Source organism: Paenibacillus sp. FSL P4-0184 (assembly GCF_038004625.1).
Classification (GTDB): domain Bacteria; phylum Bacillota; class Bacilli; order Paenibacillales; family Paenibacillaceae; genus Paenibacillus_AQ.
In genome coordinates this window covers 4,119,934-4,146,170 of sequence record NZ_JBBORN010000001.1, presented here as the reverse complement: position 1 = coordinate 4,146,170, position 26,237 = coordinate 4,119,934, and the positions used below count along the sequence as shown (strand labels likewise).

General features: G+C 42.9%; 21 protein-coding genes. 2 read left to right on the top strand and 19 right to left on the bottom strand.

Features of this window, described 5'->3' with window-relative positions:
- Nucleotides 1-80: 80 nt before the first annotated feature.
- The 6 genes from MKY52_RS18110 to MKY52_RS18085 all read right to left on the bottom strand — a co-directional run bounded on the left by MKY52_RS18110 (nt 81) and on the right by MKY52_RS18085 (nt 7,949).
- A complete protein-coding gene (locus tag MKY52_RS18110) occupies nt 81-1,106 on the bottom strand; it encodes an iron-hydroxamate ABC transporter substrate-binding protein (protein ID WP_341052657.1) in 1,026 nt (341 codons plus the stop codon).
- Nucleotides 1,107-1,238: 132 nt separating this feature from the next.
- Nucleotides 1,239-2,870, bottom strand: coding sequence for an AraC family transcriptional regulator (locus MKY52_RS18105; RefSeq protein WP_341052655.1), 1,632 nt, complete (start codon nt 2,868-2,870; stop codon nt 1,239-1,241).
- A gap of 141 nt (nt 2,871-3,011) precedes the next feature.
- Nucleotides 3,012-4,052, bottom strand: a complete 1,041-nt coding sequence (locus MKY52_RS18100; RefSeq protein WP_341052652.1) for an NAD(P)/FAD-dependent oxidoreductase — start codon at nt 4,050-4,052, stop codon at nt 3,012-3,014.
- Nucleotides 4,053-4,094: 42 nt separating this feature from the next.
- Entirely contained in the window at nt 4,095-5,810 is a 1,716-nt protein-coding gene (locus MKY52_RS18095) for an ABC transporter ATP-binding protein (RefSeq protein ID WP_042190332.1), read from the bottom strand.
- Between the two features lie 43 nt (nt 5,811-5,853).
- The gene (locus tag MKY52_RS18090; protein WP_445671024.1) at nt 5,854-6,888 is read right to left on the bottom strand and encodes a FecCD family ABC transporter permease; all 1,035 of its coding nucleotides are present in this window, start codon (nt 6,886-6,888) and stop codon (nt 5,854-5,856) included.
- Between the two features lie 2 nt (nt 6,889-6,890).
- On the bottom strand, nt 6,891-7,949 hold the full coding sequence (locus MKY52_RS18085) for a FecCD family ABC transporter permease (RefSeq protein ID WP_042190334.1): 1,059 nt from the start codon (nt 7,947-7,949) through the stop codon (nt 6,891-6,893).
- A 213-nt stretch (nt 7,950-8,162) separates the two neighbouring features.
- On the opposite strand from MKY52_RS18085, the gene MKY52_RS18080 reads away from it, so the two are divergent.
- Nucleotides 8,163-9,170, top strand: a complete 1,008-nt coding sequence (locus tag MKY52_RS18080; RefSeq protein WP_341052647.1) for an ABC transporter substrate-binding protein — start codon at nt 8,163-8,165, stop codon at nt 9,168-9,170.
- A gap of 91 nt (nt 9,171-9,261) precedes the next feature.
- On the opposite strand, the gene MKY52_RS18075 is transcribed toward MKY52_RS18080, so the two are convergent.
- The 13 genes from MKY52_RS18075 to MKY52_RS18015 form a co-directional block, all read right to left on the bottom strand.
- Entirely contained in the window at nt 9,262-9,483 is a 222-nt protein-coding gene (locus MKY52_RS18075; protein ID WP_339266252.1) for a hypothetical protein, read from the bottom strand.
- A gap of 19 nt (nt 9,484-9,502) precedes the next feature.
- Nucleotides 9,503-11,506, bottom strand: coding sequence for an ABC transporter permease (locus MKY52_RS18070; protein WP_341052643.1), 2,004 nt, complete (start codon nt 11,504-11,506; stop codon nt 9,503-9,505).
- Complete coding sequence (locus MKY52_RS18065; RefSeq protein WP_341052641.1) at nt 11,496-12,263, bottom strand: ABC transporter ATP-binding protein; 768 nt, start codon at nt 12,261-12,263, stop codon at nt 11,496-11,498. Before MKY52_RS18065 ends, MKY52_RS18070 begins: the two co-directional genes overlap by 11 nt.
- A gap of 136 nt (nt 12,264-12,399) precedes the next feature.
- Nucleotides 12,400-13,806 (bottom strand): MFS transporter, encoded by a 1,407-nt coding sequence (locus MKY52_RS18060; protein ID WP_341052639.1) that lies wholly within the window; start codon nt 13,804-13,806, stop codon nt 12,400-12,402.
- A gap of 191 nt (nt 13,807-13,997) precedes the next feature.
- Nucleotides 13,998-15,002 (bottom strand): helix-turn-helix transcriptional regulator, encoded by a 1,005-nt coding sequence (locus tag MKY52_RS18055; RefSeq protein ID WP_341052636.1) that lies wholly within the window; start codon nt 15,000-15,002, stop codon nt 13,998-14,000.
- 192 nt (nt 15,003-15,194) lie between these two features.
- Nucleotides 15,195-16,280: a chemotaxis-specific protein-glutamate methyltransferase CheB gene (gene cheB, locus MKY52_RS18050; protein WP_341052634.1), complete on the bottom strand. Its 1,086-nt coding sequence runs from the start codon at nt 16,278-16,280 to the stop codon at nt 15,195-15,197.
- A 41-nt stretch (nt 16,281-16,321) separates the two neighbouring features.
- A complete protein-coding gene (locus MKY52_RS18045; RefSeq protein ID WP_076284517.1) occupies nt 16,322-17,920 on the bottom strand; it encodes a HAMP domain-containing methyl-accepting chemotaxis protein in 1,599 nt (532 codons plus the stop codon).
- A 204-nt stretch (nt 17,921-18,124) separates the two neighbouring features.
- Entirely contained in the window at nt 18,125-18,787 is a 663-nt protein-coding gene (locus MKY52_RS18040; protein ID WP_339242807.1) for a response regulator transcription factor, read from the bottom strand.
- A 40-nt stretch (nt 18,788-18,827) separates the two neighbouring features.
- Nucleotides 18,828-21,761: a sensor histidine kinase gene (locus tag MKY52_RS18035; protein ID WP_341052633.1), complete on the bottom strand. Its 2,934-nt coding sequence runs from the start codon at nt 21,759-21,761 to the stop codon at nt 18,828-18,830.
- Nucleotides 21,762-21,858: 97 nt separating this feature from the next.
- Nucleotides 21,859-22,614 carry an RNA polymerase sporulation sigma factor SigF gene (sigF, locus tag MKY52_RS18030; RefSeq protein ID WP_042129724.1) on the bottom strand — a complete coding sequence of 252 codons (756 nt, stop codon included), beginning with the start codon at nt 22,612-22,614 and terminating at the stop codon, nt 21,859-21,861.
- Nucleotides 22,615-22,625: 11 nt separating this feature from the next.
- Nucleotides 22,626-23,081: an anti-sigma F factor gene (gene spoIIAB, locus MKY52_RS18025; protein ID WP_042129726.1), complete on the bottom strand. Its 456-nt coding sequence runs from the start codon at nt 23,079-23,081 to the stop codon at nt 22,626-22,628.
- Nucleotides 23,078-23,431 (bottom strand): anti-sigma F factor antagonist, encoded by a 354-nt coding sequence (spoIIAA, locus tag MKY52_RS18020; protein ID WP_042129729.1) that lies wholly within the window; start codon nt 23,429-23,431, stop codon nt 23,078-23,080. The genes spoIIAB and spoIIAA overlap by 4 nt, the downstream gene beginning before the upstream one ends.
- A 175-nt stretch (nt 23,432-23,606) precedes the next feature.
- Nucleotides 23,607-24,743 carry a D-alanyl-D-alanine carboxypeptidase family protein gene (locus MKY52_RS18015; protein ID WP_231573502.1) on the bottom strand — a complete coding sequence of 379 codons (1,137 nt, stop codon included), beginning with the start codon at nt 24,741-24,743 and terminating at the stop codon, nt 23,607-23,609.
- A 376-nt stretch (nt 24,744-25,119) separates the two neighbouring features.
- On the opposite strand from MKY52_RS18015, the gene MKY52_RS18010 reads away from it, so the two are divergent.
- Nucleotides 25,120-26,133 (top strand): serine hydrolase domain-containing protein, encoded by a 1,014-nt coding sequence (locus MKY52_RS18010; RefSeq protein WP_341052632.1) that lies wholly within the window; start codon nt 25,120-25,122, stop codon nt 26,131-26,133.
- Nucleotides 26,134-26,237 lie beyond the last annotated feature (104 nt).

The following is a 26,237-nucleotide window of genomic DNA, read 5'->3' as shown; positions in this document are numbered from 1 at the left end:
AAAATTCCTACTAAGATAACTTATAAGTATCTAAAGGCGTTTTATCTGTGAGTGGTTTTATCTCACGCTTCAAATTTAACTTATTGTAGAGACTTCAACAACGTGACTATCTCATCCAGCTGCTTGTCCAGCGCATAAGCATCAGAGAGATAATAAGTTTTGAGATCGTAAGTGAACACATGCCCCGCCTTAACAGCAGGTAGACTTTGCCAGAAGACACTATCCAGAATGTCCAGCTTGTCCTGCTCCACACCACGGCTGAAGCCTTGGAATATATAATCAGCTTCTCCTAGATACTCGGGCAGCGTTTCGAGAGAAAGGGAAGCCCAGCCTTCCTTAAAGGCTACCTCTTCGACAAGATCAGGTGCATGCAGCCCCAATCCGTTGTATATAATCTCTCCACCACGCCCATATGACGAACCGTATAGATACAGCTCTTTACCGGCAATTTCAAAGATTGCCACCTTTTTGTCAGCTGCGATCAGATCGGCCAATTCCGCTTTCTTCGCTTCCAGCTTCTGATTGAAATCCGCCACCCATTTTACAGCCTGCTGCTCCTTGTTCAAGATTTTCCCGATCTCGATCAATCGTTCCTTATAGTCGTATTTGCCCCAAGGAATAAAGACAGTCGGAGCAATCTTGGAGATTTGCTCATAGGTATCTTCCTGATAAGTGATAATCAAATCCGGTTCCAGGCTCGTTATTTTCTCCAGGGACACCGTTATGTCATCGCCCACTACTTCTACACCTGTAAGCGCCTCTTTGAAATATGGATGGTTCAAGATGTCATTCCCAGCTACGGCAATGGGCGTCACCCCCAGCGTCAGAAGATCACCGATAAAGTCTTGTACCGGAATTACAATTCTTTGTGGATTGCGTGGGATCTGCACCGGACCTTTGTCGCTTTCGTATGTCCAGTACTCTGCATCAGCAGCCGGCTCCGTGCTGGCAACTACAGGATCATTAGTGCTTTTAGCCACTTCAGCAGACGTGTTAGCTGAAGCATTCCCCTGATTAGCAGCTTGTCCGCATGCGCTCAACATTAGCACCAGCGTAAGCACAACGGCTATCATGCTTGTTTTTCCTAACGATATTACTCTGTACAATGTAAATCCCCCTTGAGACTTTATATTATTATGATATTGATTATCAATATCATTTAGATCCTTGTTTAATATAACGTCTCCGTGGGAAAACATATATACACGCTAATACATCAATTTGGCTATGGACGATTGTCAGCTTAACTTATGGCCGATTAACAAATCTGTCTGTATCTCCAACTGACGTTCGAGTGCAAGCCCTTCGCTGCCCCAAAATTCCTCAAGCTTGAGGTAATATGTGCGTTCATTCCTGAATGCTGGAAGACTACGCCAAACCACACTCTTGCTAATGCGTTTACGTGTTCTCGACATCCAGTCCTCTTGTCCTGATACAACCACAAACATATGGTCAGCCGCGTATATTGGCAATTCCGACAGTGAGATGCATAGATGATCATTCCGCTCCAGAACATCTGACCTTACCTTGTCCGGCGGAGCTAACCCTAGCATTGGATACAGATTGTACACACCTCGGGCTGTATGATTCCAGATATAAATACTGTTATCTTGCCTAATCTCATACACCGCTACCGTTTCACCAGATTCAATTAGTGAGGACAAGCGCTGCTTGGCCAAATCTATTTTCAAATGATAGTGTCTTATCCATGCTTCTGCCCTCTCCTCTTCTCCCAGCAGTCTGCCGAATAAACGAATCTGTTCTAAGCGGTCCATTTCATCACATTCCACCGTAACTAGTGGACCCAACTTTTCCATCCATTTAAGCTGACGGGGGCTCAGATAGGTCGGTGCAATGACTATATCAGCTTCCAGTCCAGACAAGTCCGCTTCCGCCGGACATCCCTGCAACTCAAACGATCGTACATCCGCCAGTTCCGGCTGTAAAAGCAATGAGTAGTTCATCACATCTTTTTCAACCGCGACAGGCTTCACTCCCAGCGCAAGTAAATCCCCGAAAAATTGCAACGCAACTATCCGCATCGGTTTGGGACGCAAACGGAAATCTGTTGGAGTCATCCCGGTGATTTGCTTGAATTTCCGGCTCAGATATAGTCCATCTGAATAGCCTACTTTTTGAGAAATTTGCTGGATTGTTGCTTGGCTGGACATCAAATATTTTTTCGCTTTATTCACTCTTAAATGAGCTACATATTCGGTGAAGCTCCACCCCGTCTGCTTGCGGAACCATACTGAGAAATAGCGAGGATTAAATCCCATCATTCTAGACATCATCTCTCGCGTAATCTCCTTTTGGATGTTCTGGTGAATATAAGAGAGCATTCTGAAATATGAACTATCCGTAATGTCTGCTTCAGTATCAGCCTCTACAACCAGTTGATGCAGCTGATGCAGCAAGGATTGAATTCTATCTGCCTGTGCTTCTAAATTATTGGCAGCAACGTCTTCCAATTCGCTGAATAAGCGGGTTATTTTATTCGTCGTACGTACTGGTAAAATCCCATTGACCGGAAAAAATTCACGGCAAAGTCCATAGACCAATTCTTGCTCCGTGCTATTGCTTAGCCCATATACCTCATAGGAGATTGCTAGAACAGAGATAACGGTCTCTAATGTAGCATTAACATTAATATGATAAGTCGTACCTGCACTTAAAAAAAGAATTTCACCTATTTTAAGAGCTACTGTCTCTCCTTCAATGGTTATTAGAACGGTAGCTTCTATTGGTGTCAGGAAGAGTGGGGACTGGGCCATCTGGAGATTACTGATGTGACCACCGCCCCATTGGCGTTTCCCAGCCTCTTTTAACATATAAATTCTGTATACCAGGTTATTATTAGATAGCTTCATTCCTGCTCCCTTCCAGATCATCAGGCTATTAAACCTTGAAATATAAAGAAGGCGCATAAGGCTTCTCTCCGCTCGAAATGGATAAGAAGCCCTATACGCTCAACATTAAAATCAAACCTATTCCTTAAGAATTTACCGCTATTAATGGTCGTCAACGACACCAAGCGCCTTATTCTTCTCTTTGAACCGCTCATTGTGAGAAGACACATAAGCAACTTTAGCCGCAGTTGGATCTATGAACAGCTTGGCACTATTAAGCGCCAGAACTGCATCGGTGAAAGCACCGGCAATTAAACGTACCTTACTTGTATAATCCACAAAGTCACCAGCTGCAAATATGCCTGGGAGATTGGTCTCCAGCTTATCAGATACATTCGCACACCATTCGCCCATATCAAGGCCCCACTCTTTTAACGGACCAAAATCGCTCTTAAGACCATGGTTTACGATCACTGCATCCACTTCAAATTGCTCTGTTTCACCTGTCTCTATGTGGTTGATCGTCACCTGATCTATCGTTTCCCCATTACTGCTGTGTAATTGGCTTACTGCATAGGGCACTCGGACATTGACTGAAGATTCCTTCATCCGCACAATATTTTTCTCATGACCCCCAAACTGTTCACGACGGTGAACAATCGTTACACTTGCTGCAATGGACTCCAGTTCATTTGCCCAATCTACTGCAGAGTCTCCTCCGCCGGAGATCAGCACTCTTTTGCCACGGAATGGCTCTAGCTCCTGAACGGTATAATGAAGATTCGTCACCTCATAGCGATCCGCACCTTCGATTTCGAGTTTAGCCATTTGTAGGATTCCGTAGCCAATTGCCAGAATAACGGTTCGTGTCCAGTGTTGTTCCCCGGTAGACGAGGTTAAGATATATGTCCCGTCTTCTTGTCTCTCTTGATTCATGATTTGCTGTCCCAGCACAATTGTGGGTTCAAAGGTCTGCGCCTGCTCCTTGAGCTGCCCGATCAGCTGATGACAGAGAGTCGGCGTTACTCCGCCTACGTCCCAGATCATTTTTTCAGGATAAATAAGCATTCTTCCTCCGAGCTCATCCTTCGCTTCAATCAATTTCGTCTTGAGGTCTCTCATTCCACTATAAAAAGCTGTATACATCCCAGCAGGTCCGCCGCCAATAATCGTTACATCGTATAATTCCAGTTGATTGTTCATTATGTCCCTCCAAAAGTATATTCTATTGATGCCCTTGGCTTCTTACGCTCCAAATTGTGCCTCATGTAGTCGACTGTAAATTCCGGTAGTCTGTAACAGTTCTTCATGTCTGCCTTGCTCAGCGATACCACCTTCCGCAACGACAACAATACGGTCGGCATTCTTGATCGTTGCCAATCGATGAGCTATAACAAGCGTCGTACGACCTTGTGACAACTCCGCAAGTGCTTCCTGAATTGCGGACTCCGTCTCGGTATCCAACGCCGATGTGGCTTCGTCTAGAATGAGAATCGTTGGATTCTTCAGGAACATCCGGGCAATGGACAGCCGCTGCTTCTGACCTCCAGAGAGCTTAACGCCCCGCTCCCCGATCATAGTATCCAGCCCAGCAGGCTGGGATTTGATCAGCTCTTCCAGTTGGGCGCGCCGTGCAGCCTCCCAGATTTCTTCATCGGAGGCACCCAACCGCCCGTAAGCGATATTCTCACGGATGGTTCCGTCAAACAGAAATACATCTTGCTGTACAATCCCGATGTGTGAACGAAGAGATTCAAGCTTCATGGAACGAATATCAATTCCATCAATGCTAATGTTACCCTCACTTACATCATAGAAGCGAGGTAGTAGACTACAAAGCGTTGTCTTACCCGCACCAGATGGACCGACCAGAGCAACGGTCTCTCCTGCTTGAATCGACAGATTCACATTTTGGAGTACGTTCTCTTTATCGCTGTAGGCGAAAGCCACATCATGGAAGGTTATATTCCCCTTAAGATCATGAACTGTCTTAGCGTCAATCGCATCATCAACATCCGGCTCCGTCTCCAGCAGTTCGAGATAACGTTTAAAACCTGCAATGCCTTTGGGATAGGTCTCAATGACCGAGTTAATCTGTTGTAATGGTCCTAAAAATACATTGGACAACATCACAAAAGCAATAAATTCACCGTAGGTCATTTGCTTCTGGATTACAAAATAGGTTCCGCATACGAGAACAAATAACGAGACCAGTTTCATGAGAACAAAGCTAAAGGATGAATTCCAAGCCATAATTCGATAGGTCATCAGCTTTGTTATACGGAAGCGTTCGTTATTGACCGCAAAACGGGAAATTTCATGATTCTCATTAGCAAAAGCTTGCACAACGCGGATCCCGCTTACATTGTTCTCCACGCGTGCGTTATAGTCAGCAATGTCCGCGAACATGATGTGGAAGGCTTTAGACATTTTCCGGCTGAAGTACATGGATAAATAAATCATAAGCGGAACGATTACAAACGTCAGAATTGCTAATTGCCAATTGATACTGAGCATAATGCCGAACACACCGAGCAGCGTCATTACTGCTATAAAGAGATCCTCTGGCCCGTGGTGGGCAATCTCACCGATGTCCATCAAATCATTTGTCATCCGGGATACTAGATGGCCGGTCTTGTTGTTGTCAAAGAAATTAAAAGATAACTTCTGAACTCGGTCAAAAAGCTTTTTTCTCATATCCGATTCGATATTAATCCCCAGCTTATGCCCCCAGTAAGTGACGACAAAATGCATAAAGGCACTGACAATATATATCCCCAGCAAGCCGAGGCATGAATAGAGTATCCATCTCCAATTGCCGCTTGGCAGCAGATCATCTACTACCCGGTTAACGGCTAACGGAAAGACCAGTTCAAGTAGTGCAGCAGCAATCGCACAAGAAAAATCAAGAATAAACAATCCCTTATAGGGCCTATAGTAAGCAAAAAAACGACGCAACATGTTAATAATTCGCTCCTTCTGGTGAGAGATCAGCCTACTTTCATCAAGATTTCGTACGGGCTAACAAATACAAAAAGTATGGTGCTCCAATTACAGCTACAACGATACCCGTAGGAATCTCAGACGGCTGGAGGATCCAGCGTCCAATGGTATCCGCTGTAATAACGAGTAGTGACCCAAGCAGTGCCGAAGTCGGAAGCATGAGTTGATGCTTCGGCCCAACTAACCGTCTCGCCAAATGGGGTCCGACCAATCCCACAAAACCAATTCCACCGCTGACAGCGACACTCGCCGCTGCTAATCCTACCGCAGCCGCAAGAAGCCGAAATTGTTCCTTCGTTACTGCGGCACCAAGTCCCACAGCGGTCTGCTCCCCTAGATTCAGTACGTTCATCACCCTTGCCTTATAGATGACATAAGGCACCAGAATAAGAATCCACGGTAGGAGTGAAAGTACAAACTTCCAGCTTGTTCCCCAAATGCTGCCTGCTAGCCAAGTAGCGACGAATTGGTATTTTTCTGGATCAAGCCTTAGCGTAAGCACGATCATAGCTGCACTCATCCCAGCTGCGACAGCTACACCAGTCAACAGTAGACGCATAGGCGATATTCCTTGGTGCCGTTTATAAGCTAGAGCATAGATTAAGGCAGCTGTAAGCCCCGCACCGACGAACGCTACCATTGGCAGCAGATACACTGGAGCCGCGGTTGCCGTAGGGTAAAAAGAGATCAACAGCATAACCATAATTCCTGCACCAGCATTAATCCCTAAGATACCAGGGTCCGCCAACGCATTACGAAAGACGCCCTGCATCACAGCACCGGATACAGCCAGACCTGCCCCAATTAGAATGGAAATCACAATACGTGGCAGTCGAAACTGAAACAAGATTAACTCCTGCTTGTCGGTTCCTTTACCGAACAATGTATTAATCAACTCCATAGGAGTCAAACGTATGTAACCTGTATTCATACTAATAATAAAAGCAATCACAATTAGTACCGCCAAAGAAATCATGATAATTAAGCCCCGTTTATTTTTGGCGGCTTCGAAGGAACCGAATGTCGTCTTTTCCATCATTACAGCTCCCTCCTTTCTTTACGTGCAAGATAAAGGAAGAATGGTACACCAATCAGTGCAATAATAGCGCCAAGTGGCGTTTCATTAGGTGGATTAATCATCCGCGCAGTTAAATCTGCAAATACAGCAAGTAGACTGCCGAGGATCGCTGAACAAGGAATAATCCATCTGTAATCGACACCCACAAAAAATCGTGTCAAATGCGGAATAATCAGTCCAATGAAACCAACTGCACCAACTACGGCAACCGATGATCCAGCTAAAATCAATACGATTAATGCACCTGCCAACTTCACAAGCCCTGTACGCTGACCTAGACCTTTCGCAACATCGTCACCTAAACTGAGCATCGTGATCGATCGAGAGATTACCATTGCACCAATTAAAGCAGCCCCTATCCAAGGGAACATGATTTTGAGTTGGATCCATTTCGTTCCAGCCACGCCTCCCGCGTACCAGAAAGCTAAATCTTGACCGATGTGAAAATATAAAGCTACCCCTTCACTCAGCGCCGACAAAAGCGCACTAAAAGCAGCACCGGCCAGCACCAAACGAGCAGGAGTTAATCCTCCCTTAGCAAGTGATCCTATTCCGTATACGACACCCGCGCCTACGCCGGCACCCACGAAAGAATATAGAATCAAATACATAAACGATAAATTTGGAAAAAAAGCAAAACATAATGCGAGCGCAAATCCTGCGCCTGAGTTGATACCCATCAGACCTGAATCAGCCAATGGATTTCGCGTCATCCCTTGCATAATGGCCCCTGCAACTGCAAAGCTAGCCCCTATCATTGCTCCGCCAAGTACACGAGGTAATCTTAATTCTCTAATAATCTGATGATCCATGATCTCCGGATCAAAGTGAAACACAGCTGACCATACCACAGACAGCTTAATATCTGCTGCACCGAAGGAGACGGAAACAGCGATTCCTAATAATAATAGTGCCAGACCGCCGACCAAGATTAATGTTGCCGCCCAAGGACGTGAACGAAATTCTCGTTTAACTACTCCTTTATCGGCTCCTATCCTGGTAGTTATCTGTTGATTCATGAATGCCACCCTATTTCTGTGAAATTGATTCTCATTATCATTAGACTATTGTAAATTACATTTCCTAGGTTTGGCAATAGATAGATTTAATTGGTACCATTTAATTTATTGCATTGACAGAAATTCTAAGCTTTGATACAGTTCAAATTGATAATAACGATGATAATGATTCTCATTATTATTATTTGGTACATATACTTAGGGAGGTTTACCATGCTAAAAAGAAAGACCCTTTTCCCCATCCTGGCACTCGTAATGTTATTGTCTGTATTTGTGACGGCTTGCGGGGGAAACAACAAGGCTTCATCTAATACACCAACAGCGACAACTGAAGCAACAACAGCCCCGAGTGCAGAGGCAATAGCTGTTCCTGATGCTTCCGCTGCCGAAATGCGCAGCTATGAAACTACTAAAGGTACTGTTCAAATCCCAGTTAAACCTCAGCGGATCGTTACAGATTATTATGGTGGGGAATTACTCTCCGTTGGAGCTAACGTCATAGGCGTTGAACCTAGTACTTTTGATAACCCCTTCTTGAAAGACCTGCTCAAAAACACACAAGATGTTGGTGCTCCAGTCAATGCTGAGAAAGCACTAGAACTTGCACCTGATCTAATTGTAGTTATGTACGATGACAACTATGATGCATTATCCAAAATCGCTCCAACCATTCATATTCCATACGGAACTGCTACGAACATCTATGAAACCGTAAAACTGTTTGGAGATATTGTAGGAGCACCTGATAAAGCTGAGCAATTCATTGCTGACTTTGAGAAAAAGGCTGCTGAAGGCCGCGAAAAGCTTAAAGGTGTCGTGAATGAAAATGATACATTCGGAATTTATGAGCTGACTGACAAAGGTGAGCTATGGACCTTCGGTAACAATGCGGGCCGTGGTGGACAAGCCCTCTATAATGCACTTAAGCTGAAAATGCCTACTAAGAACAGCAATGACAACCAAACACTGCAGCTATCCATGGAGCTGTTGCCAGAATATGCAGCGGATTACATGTTCCTAACTACTTATGATCCTGATAAAAAAGGTGATAAGCTGAAAGAGCTGAAGGAATCACCCGTTTGGAACGGACTTGCTGCTGCGAAGAACGACCATCTGTTCTACAACGATTTTGATACTTTTTATCGCTATGATCCTATTGCCATTACCGCACAAATCGATCTGTTCGTTGATATGATTCTTGAGCGCAACGGTAAGAAATAAGAATAGACACATAAAGAAACACCCCACTTATTAGGCATCGCCTAAAGTGGGGTGTTTTGGTTATACATAAGAAGTTTCTATTAAATTTATATCATCTAGTATATTCATTATACTCATCAGTGTTATTTAATTTTTTGTACATATACTCATCATTTTTAAGCTTATAGAGCTGCCCCATCCCCGCAAATACGAAAAACAGCACCAAAATTAATCCATACGCATAGGTGAATTCACCAATATAAAAGCAAGTGACTATCGCAACAAGGATCAAGATCATTAATGCGACTGCAATTCTGGAAAAAATCTTTTTCAAATGGAATCCCCCCACGATTTTATTTGTTAATATTATCATAATTGGAATTAAATTTACATCTTGTATTATTCGTTGTGGGAACATCAAGCAGTCCGATATGAGCCAGCATATTGCGAGTGTATAATTTGGTGTATATACGATAAAAAAGGACTTGAAATAAAAGATATGCTCCGCCTACCAACAAACAAAACCACATCGGCTCCAGAGCTGTAGACATTTCAACTCTGGAAGAACTAACAACATAAAAAGAAGACAATGCAATACCTAATGCATACGGGAGAAAAAACAGCACTTTTAAAGGGCCGCCTATAATGCGAGCCACGTCCTTAGAAGTAATTCCAATCTTGTTCAGCTTCCTGAATTTGATCCTCTCACGCTCTAAATCGGTCTGAATACTGAAATGCAGCACTATCCCGGAGGCGCCGAAAAATATTAAACCAACAAATGAAATTACGAAGATTCCAAATCGGCCAGACTCCTGTAACTGTAGATAGTCACTTATTCTAGACTTCGTAGAGAATACGAGGGCCTCTTGCCGCTCATTGCCATACCAGGACTCTGTATTGTCTTTGTTATATTTGGCTAAAGCGGCATTTAACTTAGCATCTATATCCGTAGTTTTTTTCCAATCCTTAAAATTCAAGAGCTGAAGGTTACCGATCGCTTTTTTATTTTCCGCTTTCAGCGCCATATAATCCTCTTCGTTAACAATGACATGAAGACCATTCATAAGATTCGGCACAGGGTTAAATAGCATTTTAAATATAAGTCCTTGTGAGTACAACGTATGATTCCCAGAAGAAAGCTTCATTTCGAAGCTGGGCATCTCTGGTCTTTGATTCTTCCATTCTTCTCCTCGAGCAACTAAGGCAAGATTAAGAAAGTGATCTTTCTCCACATGATAATCAGTGCCGATTAATGCATTTATATTCTGGTCCAGAAATATTTTGAAATTAAACAAGTCGATATACTCCAGCTTTTGGTGTGAAAGCAGCGGCGTGGCGCCATGATCCGTGATCTCGCTTAGTATTTTTGGTGAGATACTATTTTTCCCGAATACTTCTGCATAGGCAATATCATATGGATTGTTTGCAACTGGAATATCCTCAGCATTCCAGGTCAAATAAAAAATAATACCGCTTAGAGAAATTGTTATGAAGACGAGGAAGGTGATAAGAGAAAGCACTATTTTGGAGCGACCAAGGGTATAGATCAAATTGGAACTAAACAGCAGGTGCTTGTGATAGGCTCTGCTTGATCGCGATATAAAAAGTTTCATCCAGTCCCCAAGTCCTGACAGCAGCAAATAGACACCCACCATACTTACTCCCAGATTGATTAACATCATACGGGCATCATCAGGACTGTAATGAGTAATCATATCATAAACGGAGATCCCCAGTAGTACGACTCCGATGATCCCTGTGATTTTACCATGAAGAAGGCTACGTTCTGCGGTTCTGGATTCTTTTAAAAGGCGTACAATGTTGTATCTCAGCGTTAATATTAATTGGATTCCAATCACAGCTATGTAAATAATCCCGAAGAATTTAATGGTATACAGATAACTTTCCAGTGTAAGTGAAAAAGAACTGCCCCCTATATTAACAAACAACGAGATGATGAAGAAGAAAAGACCGGAGAAGACCGACCCTGCACCTAAACCCGTGAGAATCGAAGCTAATGCGATCATGCTATTTTCTAACAAAATAATTTTACGGATATTGTGGCTCGTCATTCCAAGCACCATTAACAGCCCAAAGTCGCTTTTTCTAAATTTCAAAAAGGCCATTTGTGCATATACAATAAATAGAACAGCAAACACTCTCATAACCAAGAAAGGAGCATATAAATTACCAGACACCATTCCATTTACTTGATAGGGGTCATTAAAATCAGGGTTTATATACAGGGAGTAAAAGGCGAAAAAGACCATAATCGTAAAGCTGCTGCATAGGAAAAATAACAAGTACCTTCTAAGGTTCGCCTTAAACATCTGAATAGCCATTCTCCTAAAGGTCATCTTCTCCCCCTCCAATGAAGGCCAGACTCTCCAGAATCCTATCAAAAAATGCTCTCCGTTCTTTATTGTCCCTAGTAATCTCTAATAGAGTCTTCCCATCCTTGATAAAGAGCACGCGATTACAATAGCTGGCCGCAAAAGGATCATGCGTGACCATCACAATTGTTACTCCTTTCAGAGCATTCAGTTTGGCGAAGGTCTTCATTACTATACTTGAGGATTTGGAATCCAAATTGCCCGTCGGCTCATCCGCAAAGATCACCTCCGGATCATTAATAATCGCTCTGCTAATCGCCGCTCGTTGTTGCTGTCCTCCTGAAACCATATACGGATATTTATCCTTCACCTCGCCCAGATCAAAGAGCAATAACGTCTCATCTGTCTTGGTATTGATGTCGTCTACCTCTTGGTCATCCAGAACCATGGGCACCATTATATTTTCCCGTAGGGTCAGGCTATCCAGCAGATTGTAATCTTGAAAAACGAACCCCATTCGCTGCCGGCGAAACAGTGCAAGCTCATTCTTAGACATCTCGCTTATACTAGTCTCTGCAATCCGGACTACCCCACTATATTCCGTGTCGATCCCGCTAAGGATGTTTAGCAGCGTCGTTTTACCACTCCCCGAAGGCCCCATAATCGCAACAAGCTCTCCGCTATCCACATTCAGGCTTATGCCGTTTAGCGCCCGAAACACATTCATTTTGCCCTTGCCTTTATATTCTTTTGAGAGATTCTCTACCTCTAGAATAGGCATGCTCGCACCGTCCCCTTCATAGCTTGGCGGATTAACATTAAATGGAATTATGTTATTCCTGTAAATACTATAAAACTAAGTGAAGAGAACGGTTGTTAGATTGCTCACAGAACAAGAAAACTTGATTCCTCCTCTATCATTTCCGCTCTCGTAAGAAACAAAGACAAACAAAACCAGTAAAAGCAAGTCCTCCGATAGCTGCCAGTGAGAAGGAAAACGCCCTTACATAATCCGATAAATCTGCTTCCAAAAGAGAATGTTTCAACGAAGTGGAGAACAAAATACCGATTAGAGCCACCCCTAACGAGTTTGCTAAATACATAAATGTAGTGATCAGACCTGACCCTGTGCCCGTAATTCTTGCTGGTACTGAACTGAGCGTGACGTTGACTAATGGTGTAGTAGCCATGCCGAGACCGAAGCCATATATCAATAATATTAAAATATTTCGTGCGCCCAGCAGATGCGTCGCATCCACATTTAGCTCCCATATAAGTAATAAACTAGAGCATCCCATTATCAGTGCACCTATTTTAAGTACACTCATCCTCCATCTTCTGACCATTCGAGATGATATCAGGGAAGTCAGAAAAAAACCTATACCTATAGCCAAAAAAACCAAACTTGTATCTTGAACATTATAGTGTAAGCCAAATTGCATATAGTAGCTTAAAACAAAAAAGAAGGAGAACATGCCTAGATAAAGGACAAGCACGGTCGCCAGACCTATACTAAATGTTCTATGTCTGAAAATAGACAGATCGACTAATGGACAATTCCCCTGCTTTCCTTTCCGATTTTCAACCCAGATAAATGTAAACAACACGAATAAAGCTATAATTAGACAGCCTGAGATCCACAAGGGCCATCCTTGTTTTTGTCCCTCAGATAACGGATAGATCAGCAGAAACAAACCGATCAGCAGTAGGAAGCTTCCCGTCCAATCAATATTGTGCGTCTGCTCGGCTCTTGTTTCAGGAACAATCGGCATTAACAGCAGGACGAGAAGTCCGAAGGGCACATTGAAAAAAAATACCGTTCGCCAACCAAGATCGAACGGATTCCAATTCACAATAGTGCCTCCGAGAATAAATCCGAAAGCGAATCCAATGCCAATCATTGCACCATAAATACCGAAAACAAGCCCCTTTTCCTTTGGCAGAAAGCTGACCTGAAGTGTAGACAAAACCTGAGGCTGGATAAGCGCAGCTGCCATACCTTGTATGATGCGAATAACAATCAGAAGTGTCGGATCTGAGGTCAAACCACCCAACACTGCCATAATCGTAAATCCACTCACTCCGATAATCAGCATCCGTTTTCTGCCGTGTATATCCCCAAGTTTACCACTAATGATCAACGCCACAGCTAATCCTAGCGAAAATCCGGTGACGATAAGCTGTGCTTCAGAGAAGCTCGCATTCAAGCGATTTTGCATTAATGGAAGAGCGACTTGAATCATATAAGTATTCAATGAAATGAGTAATGTTGGAAGTAGAATAACCCATAGCGCATACCAACGTCTCGAATCAACTTCTTGCATTGTATTACCACCTCTTCATGAAATCTATGATAATGATTATCAATTAGAATAGTCTTTTTCTCTACCTGTTAAGGGAGGTTTACTCCTTGATAAGGGAGCAAACACAAAAAAACCTCAAACAGGCAGAATATAGTGTTCGATTCCGAACCCTATGTTCTACTGCATGAAGCCATCTGTAAGTACAAATCCTTCTAGATCCTATTTCGCTCCAAATTCTGTTGTTCGATACGTTTTAAGTACTCGCTTGGATTGCAGCCATAGTGCTTACGGAAGGTTGTCGTGAAATTGCTGACATTACTATATCCGACCGAAACGGCTGTTTTTCCTATATTCAAACCTTCTACCTCCATGTACCAAAGTGCCTTCTCCATCCGCTTTATACGAACAAGCTCGAAGATCGTCATGCCAAATAACTCACGGAAACCCTTTTTTAACTTGAATTCATTGATGCCTACCCGCTTGGCTAACTCACGTATGGACAGCGGTTGTTCGAAATGGATTTGCACCAACTCATGTACCCGCTTTAGATTAATAATATCATCAGGCCGGAACGTCATACTCCCGCTCATAGAGCCGTAACCATCGGACTCCCCAAATAAAGCGATAAATTCAAGCGCTTTGCTCTCCATATATAATCGTCTCAATGTTCCATGATAAGTACAATGGATCATTTCAAAGACACATTTTCGAATCGCCGCAGTGTCAGGATAACGGTCAATATTTCCACGATGATGTTTAAGCCAGGTCTCCATCTGTTGTTTCTCCGCTAGATCTCCGGCATAATACAGCAGTTCGCTAGGAGCTAGCCGTATTTCTAACAATTGATTGGAGACACCAGCTTTTTTCTCTTCATACACCTGAACATCCTCTAAAAAAAGAACATTGCCTGTTTGTTTCTCCGTGTGACTTTCCTTGCCGTTCCATTCGCAATAGATTTCTCCATTCACGTTATAGCTTAGTTCGAATAACGGACAAGCTTCCTGAATGTAGAGCTTCATATCTTGTTCGTAAGTTATATCCGTATACATGATCTCCATACCTGGACGAATCCGCGTACGTGTAATGCTTCCCTGACCGATATGCGAGGGTATGATAAGACGTTGTTCCCACTGGTTGTGCTCAACATGCCCTTCTATCCGCTCTGTAAATTGTTCAAAAAGATCATGAATCTCCAAATTCAATATTTTTAAAGCCATCCAAAGCCTCTCCTTCTTCGCCAATACAAATAAAGCCATTCACAACTCAAATGATAATCGTTATCATTTGGAGGTGTCAACATGGAATAAATCTATAGGAATTTTATCCCCACTTGGGATGAAACCCTAGGTTTACATAAAAAAGCGTTGGTGGATTTTCCTCCTACCAACGCCTATGGTAATGATTTTTCATCAAATTTGTTCGTCCAACATCCCCGTAACCTCCATAATCTTCGAGGCCAACAAAAATGAAGGAACTTCATAATCCACGCACTTGAGCTCACCCGCCGCTTCAGGCATTTCATTTACAATCGAAGTCTCTTGCGACTCTACAAGGGTAGATTGGGCGCCAGCTTGTTTGGCATTCAGCATGCCTCTCGCGCCATCGTTTCCCCTTCCGGTCATTAGAATCAAATGCTGCTTCAAGCTTTTCAGTCCAGTAATCGATTCGAACAATACATCAATGGATGGACGGTATCCGTTCACAGGAGCTTTCTTGTGAAGTTTGATTCTACATACTTGCCCTTGCTGAACTACGGTCATATGACAATTACCAGGTGCGATATATGCCGTTCCGCCATGTACCAATTGATCATCTTTCGCCTCAACCACCCGTACACTTGAGAATCGATTCAATCGTTCTGCTAATACTTTCGTATACTTGGGTGGCATATGCTGAACGATTAACAAAGGATATGAGAAGTTTGCCGGGAGCGAGCTAATTACGATTTCAAGCGCCTTCGGGCCACCAACTCCACATCCTATGGCTACGATTTGATCGAATTCTTCCATACCACCGTTCTTAGAGTTGTCTTCTGCCTGTTGTCCTGTCATCACTTTCGAAACAGTAATATTGTTAAGGATAAGGGTTCTCAAAGGAATTTGAGCAGCTTGTTTAAGCTTGAATATTAGCTCGTCTTTTATTTGGGATAAATCAGATCCATGTAACTGAGTTGGCTTGGATATAAAGTCCACTGCTCCGTTCTGTAGACCTGTGATGGTTGCTGTTATTCCATCCTTTGATCCCGAGCTTAGGATAAGGATAGGGGTTGGACGTTGTGACATAATACTAGAGAGTGCTACTAAACTATTCAATTCTGGCACTTCTATATCAATCGTCACGACATCAGGCCTGAGTTCTTGAACCATACTAACCGCTTCGGATGCATTTCGAGCTGCTCCAATGACCTCGATAATTGAATCCTCCGCAATAAGGTTCGAGATCTGTTTACGCATCATTACTGAAGTAGCTACAACGAGCACCTTTAACTTTTGCACTACTTCTCCTCTCCTATCAATGATGATCCCCATGACACAGTTTATTTAACTTTAAAAATAGATACGAGTGCATTTAGTTCCTCCGCGAGCTGTGCTAATGCATTAGCCGTTGTTGCCGTTTCACTACTGCTTGCCGCCATTTCTTCCGTTGCTGCCGATATGCTCTCAATCGAGTACAACACCTCTGATGACTGCGCGGCCTGTTCTTCACTGGCAGCAGCGATTTCTGTTACTTTATGAGCGGTATCGTTCACCATAGAGAGAATATGATCAAAGGCTTCCCCATTTTTTTGTGAAAAAGCTACGCCTTCGACTACAGCCTTCACGCTATGCTGCGTATTCTTCTGCATTTCTTTAATAATGTCCGTGACTTGCTTAGTAGCCTCACTGCTCCGCTCTGCTAGCTTTCTTACTTCATTCGCTACAACGGCAAAACCTCGGCCCTGTTCACCTGCACGAGCCGCTTCTATAGCTGCGTTAAGAGCCAGCAGATTGGTCTGTTTTGCAATATCATCAATGACCGCAATGATCTCGCCAATTTTATCTGAGCCTTCTTCTAGTCTAGACATTTGGTTGTTAAGTAACGTCATCCCTTGAATGGAGTCAGTAACCACCGCACCTCCATCCTGAGCAATACGCATCGTATGATCTGACAGCTCTGAGGCTTGCTCTGCACTCTGAGCTACTGAATTAATCGCTTCAGACAATTCTCGGAACAACTCATTCATCGTTTGCGCTGCAGTGGCTTGACTCATACTGCCGCTAGCTACTTCCTCAGTACTTGCTGATATTTGCTGTGCTGCCGCCGAGACACTTTCCGCAGAGGACAAAATCCCCCCCACAGTATGCCTTAAGTTCAGAACCATTTCATTCACAGAATTCGCAAGTTTTCCGATCTCATCCTTAGAATTTAGATTCGAAGTTTCGCTTAAGTCTCCATTAGCTACTTTACCTAGCAGGCGCATCACTTGATTAAGAGGCCGTGCTATAATTTGCGAGATTAGATAGCCAAAACCCACGCTGATTAAAAGTGCAATGATAGTAACACTAAAGGTAATCAACCGAGAGGATTGATATAATTCATTGGCGTTATCACTGGATTCCTGTGCTTGCTTCATATTGATGTCAATTAAACCTTGCAAGAAATCGGTCATCTCCGTAGTGGCCAACTGTAAATCTCCTGTCAGCAAATAATTCGTATATTCTTCATTACTAATGATCTTCTTATCCAATTCAATTGCATGATCCACGCTGGTGGTATAGCGTTGCCAGATCTCAGGATAATCCTTCATTTTCTCTAATTCTTCTTCTCTCAATCTTGTCTTACTATATTTACTCATGATGTCTTCAATGCTTTGGACATTCTTATGTAATTTATCCCGATATTCTTTTTTCTTCACCTCGGTTTGGGCCATCGTATTTATATCCCGGATGTTTATTCTATTCGTTAAAAAAAGTTCATTCGCTTCACCGAGATAGGCAATCGGTGTTAAGCGATTTTTATACATATCCTCGATGGACTCATCCATCTTACTCAAATTACTTATTCCATAGAATCCTACAAAGCATAAAATGACTGATACCAACACAAATGCTGAGATTAGCTTCACTGCTGTTCTCAAATTATAAAACCATTTCATCCTTCTGCACCTCATTACGTTAGTCAATTTTTAGTAATTCTTAGGAACTATTTCATCATAAACGGTAAGAAGAATATGGTAACCGAAAATAAATAGCGTGATCACGCAAAATTATTGCGTACCTCCGCAATGACGCGCAAAACAAAAAATCCCGCCTCACTATCTAGTGATCGGGATTTCAATCTATAGGGTTGTTACGTATTTTCACAATGAATTAGTAAAATCTGATTCCTTCAATATTCCGAGCCGTTTAGCTTTTATAGCCGCTTCAATTCTAGATTTCACATTTAGCTTTTGGAACAAATTCGTTAAACTATATTCTAGTGACCGCTGACTCATAAGCACAATCTCCGCTATTTCCTTATTACTTTTTCCTTTTGCGATTTCCGTCAGCATTTCATGTTCCCTTTTGCTAATCATGGAGGTTGCTTGTTCATCATTGATTTCTAATCCTTTAGGCGGTACTTTTCTTAACTGCTTGACTAAGGTCCGCGGCAGAATGACTTCCCCTCTTAATGCACATCGTACCGCTGTAATCAACTGCTCTCTATTGGTTGTTTTTGAGATAAACCCAAAGATCCCCGATTCTATCATCAGGTTAAATTTGTTAGTAAATTCATATCCGGTGTAGATTAAGATAATCGCATCCGCGTTCATTGTTAATACTTGCTTCGCCAAATCAATCCCATTCACATCCGCGATATGAAGATCAAATAACATTACGTCAAAGGAATGACTACTCACCATTTCAAGCACTTCATTCGCTGAATTAGCTAGAGTAACCTTCATGTCTCCCTCTTGCTCTAATATCATTTTAGTCCCTTCCATAACAGATGGATGATCATCCACTAACAATATTTGAATCATGCCTATGACTACCCCTCTATCCAATTGTTATGCCGCATGATTAATCTGCAGGTATAGATATATTGACCGCTAATCCCTTTTTATCTGGCGATCGGAATACTATTGACCCATCCATACTTCGAACCCTTTCCTTCATCCCATAAATCCCCATACTTGTAAGTGAATCCTCACCAAATAAATTCATTCCGATTCCGTTATCTTTATAATCCAAATGAATATGATTGTCTTCACTAGCTAAGGTGATGTGGACTTCTGTCGCAAAAGAGTGCTTTGCTGCATTAGCTAAAAGCTCTTGCACAATACGGTACAGACCTATAAGCACTTCATCATCTAACTTATGCGTGAATCCTTCAGACTCGAAATAAATCTGATAGTTGGTACGTAGCTGCGTAAATTCAAACAACGTCTCCAGCGAGGAGATAAGACCTTCATTGATTAATGCAGGAGGTCGGAGCTCGTTACAAATAATCCGCAGTTGATAAATAACATCAAGTAAACCTTCTGAGATCTGTTCTAGTTGTTCTCTAAGTTCCCCATTAATGGACCTTTCACCTAAGAGAAAATCCAGCTTACGATACCAGATAATCTGTTCTTGAAGCGCTGAGTCGTGTAAGTCCTGAGCAAGTCTTTTTCGCTCATTCTCGGATAAATTAAACATAAAGCGAAGAAGCCATGTAGGGGCCACTTGCTTAGAAGCCGCTAGCTCAAGATCCTTCGTTAAATCTTCGATAAGCAAAAAGTGATCAAAGAGAACACTGACATAACGGGTAATCGTCTCCAGCCACACTCGAATAGAGCCGATTTCTAGTAAAAGCGTCTTCTCGTTAATCGATAGCAAGTAGCTCTTTCCTCGGGACTCCCCGATCTTGAGTGAATACCCTTGCTCCGTCTCGATAATTTCACATAATTTATCATGGTTAGATTCAACTGCGATAAATTTTATATTTGTTATCTGCAGAGTTTCTCTGACTTCTCTAAGTAACCGCTGTTCCATATGACTAATCTTCATCACACCAAAAAGATCTTGGGAGAACTGATCGAGACTCGTTTGCAGGTGAAAATACCGTTCCTCACTCTCTCGAATAATCTGCTCTGTATGTTGTCTATCCTCATCTGCTTTTTTTCGATCACTAATATCCCTAAATATAGAGATACATGCGACTTTTCCTTTGTACAAAATGGAGCTAGCTGTTACCTCTACATCGATAATCGTCCCATCTGAACGTACGACCTTTTGTTCAATAGGAACTAAGATCTTATAGGGTTCTTTATAGATCTCACGCATGCGTTCTTTCGCCAGCGGCAGATACTCCGGATGCGCCCAATTGAAAATATTTTTACCGATCAATTGACTCTCATCGCTAACTCCAAATAATCCAAGACAAGAGAAATTTACATAAACAAACTTATAATCGCTATGCAGAACGACCGCTTCAGGCGACATCTTGATCAGCTGCTGATTGAATTCCTCGCTTTCCCTTAATTCTTGTTCCATTTGGACTCTCTTGGTAATGTCTCTTGCTACAATTACGATACTCATTACTTCTCCATCCTCACCTAGAACGGGAGTAGCAAGACATTCTAAATTTAAGATATAACCTTTTGTGTGAATAAAACGATTGTAAAACATCTTACTTGCTTTTGTCCGAAAAATATTAGTTATTTGTTCACGCAAGCTTTCTTGCTCATCTGGATCGATATACTCTAAGATGGTAGTGTCCTTGATTAAACCTACAGGAATACCGATTAGGGTCTCACAGGAGGGGGAGGCTACAATGAAGTTTCCTTTCTGATCCAGAACCCCCATCATATCCTTCATGTTATTAATAATTAGTCTGTACTCTGCTTCTCGCTGTGCCAGCTTTTGTTCTACTTCTACTGTTGATGTTATATCTTTAGCGACAACAAAAGCACCCACAATACGACTATTCACATAAATTGGGATGTTTTTCATAGTCCAGTGGCTCACTGATCCATCCTTACGCGAAGAGGCCACAACATAATGCTGAGCAGATCCCCGTACTGTTCTTCCGAAATAATCCGACATCCTCGTTATATTTTCTACTCCAAATAGATTCATGATGGACAAGTTCTCTCCGACCATATTTAAAGCTTCTCCAGTAATTTGCTCTGCTGCAGAATTGATTGCCAAAATATTACCTTGCAGATTCACCTCGCATACGACGTCTGAGTTATAGTCAAATAAGGATTTATAGCGCTGTTCACTTTTGAGTAATGCCTCCTTCATTAACTTTCTTTCAGTGATATCTGCCAAGATCCCATCTAGCCGAACTACCGCTTGGGATTCATCTAGACTGGGTATGATTCTAACCTGTAACCATCGAGGCTCACCACTTGCGTGGATAATTCGATATTCACTAAGTTGTGGAATCCCTTGACCAACTGATGATATGATCTCTTGAATCAAGGGATTTTCTTCCTTATAAGCAATACGAAGCCAAAAATCATCCTCTTTCGCCTGCTCAACGGAATAACCGGTGATATTGAGAATGGCATCCGATATAAATAACACTTTCTTAGATACGTAATCGTAAGACCAAACCGCCACATCTAGATTAGAGAACATCTGTTGATACAAAGAAAATGTGCTTTCTAATTGAATTTGTGCCGTTTTTTGTTCAGTAATGTCCAGCATAATTCCATCTATTCGGCAGACCTTGTTCTTCTTATTTAGGATAGGCGTGCCGATATTTTGAACCCACTTCAGTCCTGCAGTAGGTAATTGCATCCGATACTCAAGATTACTGATATGACCAGCATTTAATCTTTCCATGTAGGCATCATATCGATCACGATCTACTACATTCACAAGTTCCCGTAAAAAACTAGGGCTGTGCGGTTTAGTCTTACTTGTACAACCAGCCCATTCCTCTAAAATTCTCGACATCGTCAACAGATTTTCTTCCATATCCATAGACCATGTGATCACATTCTCGTCACCGAGTGAATGCATATTGAGATCACCTCCACATAAAAAGCCCCCCCTTTTCGGGGCGGCTTTTTGTTCTAATTCGCTATTTCACAAGCGTCATTACATGAATAACTTTATCCTACTGAGCAATCTGCTCACGGATATTCTGCAATATTTTCTTCTCCAGCCGGGATACCTGCACTTGAGAGATCCCTAGACGACTGGCGACCTCCGACTGCGTTTGATCACGATAGTAGCGAAGATAAACAATCAGACGTTCACGTTCACTGAGACCTCCGATAGCTTCATTTAATGCCAGCTTATCGAACCAACGCTCCTGTGATTCGTCAGCGATTTGATCAATCAGCGTGATCGGATCTCCATCATTCTCAAACACTGTCTCATGGATAGAGGTCGGTGGTTTATTGGCTTCTTGAGCGAATACCACTTCTTCGGGTGTAACCCCTAGCGCTTCCGCAACTTCACCAATCGTAGGCAGACGATCAAGCGTTTTAGACATTTCGTCCTTCATCTTACGAACTTTATTAGCCATTTCCTTAAGGGAACGACTGACCTTCAAGGTGCCATCGTCACGAAGGAAACGCTGAATCTCACCGATAATCATCGGCACCGCATAAGTGGAGAACTTGACCTCATAGCTGAGGTCAAATTTATCAACGGACTTCAGGAGTCCAATGCAACCGATCTGGAACAAATCGTCAGGCTCATACCCGCGGTTCATAAACCGCTGTACTACCGACCAGACCAGTCGGATATTACAGCTTACAAGCGTGTCGCGGGCAAGACTATCTCCGGCCTGACTGAGCGCGATAAGACGTTTGACCTCCGCATCGTCCAAATAGGTCGGCGGAGCTTTTTTTGACTCTGCATCCATGGCTCCAACCCCTAATTGTATAAAGCTTTTTTCGAGACGATGGTTTTCTTCATTGAGATAGAAGTACCGTGTCCCGGTTCACTAGTGACTTCAAATTCATCCATGAAATTCTCCATAATAGTAAAGCCCATGCCCGACCGCTCCAGCTCTGGCTTAGAGGTATACAGCGGCTGTTGCGCCAGCTCCAAATCCTCAATGCCCCGTCCTTGATCCTCAATGGTTAGATGTACCGTTTCGTTGTCCAGCGATGCCGAAATGGTCACAATACCTTCCGGATCACTATCATACCCATGAATAATACAGTTGGTGACCGCTTCCGACACGACTGTCTTCAGATCATTCAGCTCGTCCATCGTAGGATCAAGCCGGGAAACGAACGCCGCTACGACTACACGTGCGAACGATTCGTTCTCCGAGCGTGCAGCGAACTGCACGTTCATGAAGTTACCAGCCTTACTATTTGTCATAACGCAACCTCCAAATCCGAGAGTGCAGTACTCTCGTCGTCATATAGGGGCATGATTTTGAACAGGCCTGACATTTCCAGCAGCCGCTTCACAGGTGCCGTTGCGTCACACACAACCATTTTTCCACCTTTACTGTGGATCAGTTTATACCTTCCCAGGATCACGCCTAGGCCTGAACTGTCCATAAACTGCAGATGCTTAAGACTAAGAACCAAATGCGATACCTGACCACGCATAATCGCTTCATCCATATCCATTCTTACAAAATCGGCTGCGTGATGATCCAACTCCCCTGATAAACGGACAATCAACACACCCCTGTGATGCTCCATCTCCACATGAGAATTCATGCTTGCCACTCTCCTCTTCGTTGCTTTGAAAACTGACCTTGAAAGACAGTACCTATTCCCTTCAAGGACAAGGTTTTCTACGCGGCAAATCAGGAATCCTGCCTCACGACAAAACTAGAAGAAAACCCCTATGAATCTACAGAGTACATGGGGGTAATCTACAAAAAAACTGTTTTTAATCTACGCCGAACATCGAGCCTGTTGTGCGCTTAAAGAGCTTCCACCAGCCTGCTTTCGGCACAGCTTCCCCTGCTTTTAATTCATATTCCTTAATCACTTGGGTTCCTTGGTAGACCACTAGCTTGCCCACAGATTGACCTTCAGCTACTGGAGCCTTTACGCTTTCCGGCAATACTAGTTCGTGGCGAATGCCTTCTTGAGTCACACCTTTTTTCAAAAGAACACTGTACGTCTCTTTGGCCGTTATCGGCAACTCGGATTTTACGCCCTTTTCAATCTTTAGGGTGCCTATGGCATCCCCTTCTTTGTGGATCGTGTGTACTTTATATTGCGAGAACAGATAATCGAACATGCCTGACACTTCACTATTGCGCGTCTTTGTGTTCGGCTCGCCTAGCACAACAGCGACAGCACGTAGGCCATCTCTTGCTGCTGTAGCGGACAGACAGAATTTTGCTTCAGCAGTATAACCTGTCTTCAAACCATCAGCACCAGTGTAGAAACGCACTAGCTTGTTCGTGTTCACCAACCAGAACGGTTTGGTTGAATCCTTACGTAAGTAATCCTGATAGGAACCGGTATATTTGATAATTTGATCATGCTTCAAAAGCTCACGACTGATGACCGCAATATCGTAAGCTGAGGAATAGTGATTGGCGGCTGGAAGACCGTTGCAGTTGGCAAAATGGGTATCTTTTAGACCCAGTTCCTCTGCACGTTTATTCATCAGATCGACAAAAGCACTCTCTGAACCAGCTATTTTCTCCGCCATCGCCACAGAAGCATCATTACCAGAAGCCATAGCGATACCTTTAAGCATATCGTCTACCGACATTTCTTCACCAGGCTCCAGAAAAATCTGCGATCCGCCCATAGAAGCCGCATATTCACTTGTTCGCACCTTATCAGTCAGCTGCAGCCTTCCTTCATCCAGCGCTTCCACCGTTAGTAACATCGTCATAATCTTCGTAATACTTGCGGGAGGCAGCTTATCATGGCTGTTCTTCTCATAAATAACAGTTCCGGTACCAGCGTCCATCAAAATAGCAGAACGTGCTCCCGGTGCGAGGTCTACAGCGGCAGCATTACTGCCAGAGTCCTTGGTTTTTTCTTCTGCATAAGCGCCTGACATAGGTCCTAGAACCGATACAGCGATACAGAGCACAAGCACAGCAAAACGCATTTTTCTCACAATGGTTCCCCTCCTGAACGTTAACCTTCATATCACAGGTACTGTATTCCAGTTTCGTCAGAAAGGGTGAAAATTATTCCATTTTTAAGGAAATAACCACAATTATTTATCTCAAGAAGTAAGGATGTCATCAATTAAAAAAAGCCCAGCAGCAGTTGCAGAGCATTTTTATTATAGGGGAGATTAAATAATATTTCAAATTTAAAGTATTTCCATTTTTTTAGCTCTCATTTTAGGACTTTTAAAGGTAAATCGTAGACTTTCAACGAATGCTAACTAAGAACCTATACTGTCTTACAGAGGAGTGAATATACGAATGAACCCACTTGAAACTTATATTGAGACAGAAGCAAAACAGAACGATTTCTCAGGTGTAGTACTAGCAAAACAATATGATAAAGAAACCGCCAGCAGCTGTCACGGTTATGCCAATAAGTCGGATAAGCGCGAAAACAATATTCATACTCGGTTCGGGATCGCTTCCGGGTGTAAAATATTTACAGCAATTGCCGTCTGTCAACTGGTCGAAAGGGGATTGATTTCTTTCGAAAGCAGATTATCAGACTATCTGAAGAAGGTAGAGTTCCCTCTCTTTAGTTCTGAAATCACCATACATCAGTTACTTACGCATAGCTCTGGGATTCCAGATTATTTTGATGAAACAATCATGGATGACTTCGAAGAACTGTGGAAGACACAACCTATGTACACTTTACGGCAACTGGAAGACTTTGTACCGATGTTTAGAAACCTCCCCATGATGTGGACCCCTGGTGAACGTTTTCACTACAACAATGCCGGATATATCGTGCTAGGTCTTCTGGTGGAGGAATTGAGTGGAATGTCCTTTTCCGATTATGTGGAGCTTCACATCTTTAAGCCTTGCGGAATGGAGCAATCCGGTTACTTTACGTTAGATGCCTTACCAGCCAACTGTGCACTAGGATACATAGAGGAAGAGAACGGTAGCTGGAGAAGCAACATCTATTCAATCCCGGTAAAAGGAGGCGCTGACGGTGGAGCTTTCGTAACTGCTCCCGACATGCAGTTATTCTGGAACGGGCTAATGAACCATACCCTTTTGAGTCCAGTACTCACTTCATTGTTGCTTACTCCCCACATACATGTGAATGGTGAAGGATATTATGGTTATGGTGTATGGATCACCCTCCGAGAAGAAAAAGTGTTCAAATTCCACATTATGGGCTACGATCCCGGTGTTTCCTTCCGATCGGCTATCTATCCGGCTAGTGGAGAGACTGTGGTCGTATTATGTAATACAAGCAGCGGGGCTTCTCAGATTTTCAATCTTATCGATAAGCATTTGTAGCTGCTCCATCAAAAACGCAAAATAGCGAGCCTCCTAATACGGGAGGCTCGCTATTGTACTGTCTATTTCAGGTCTTTGTCATGACAATAATTACATTTCCTTGG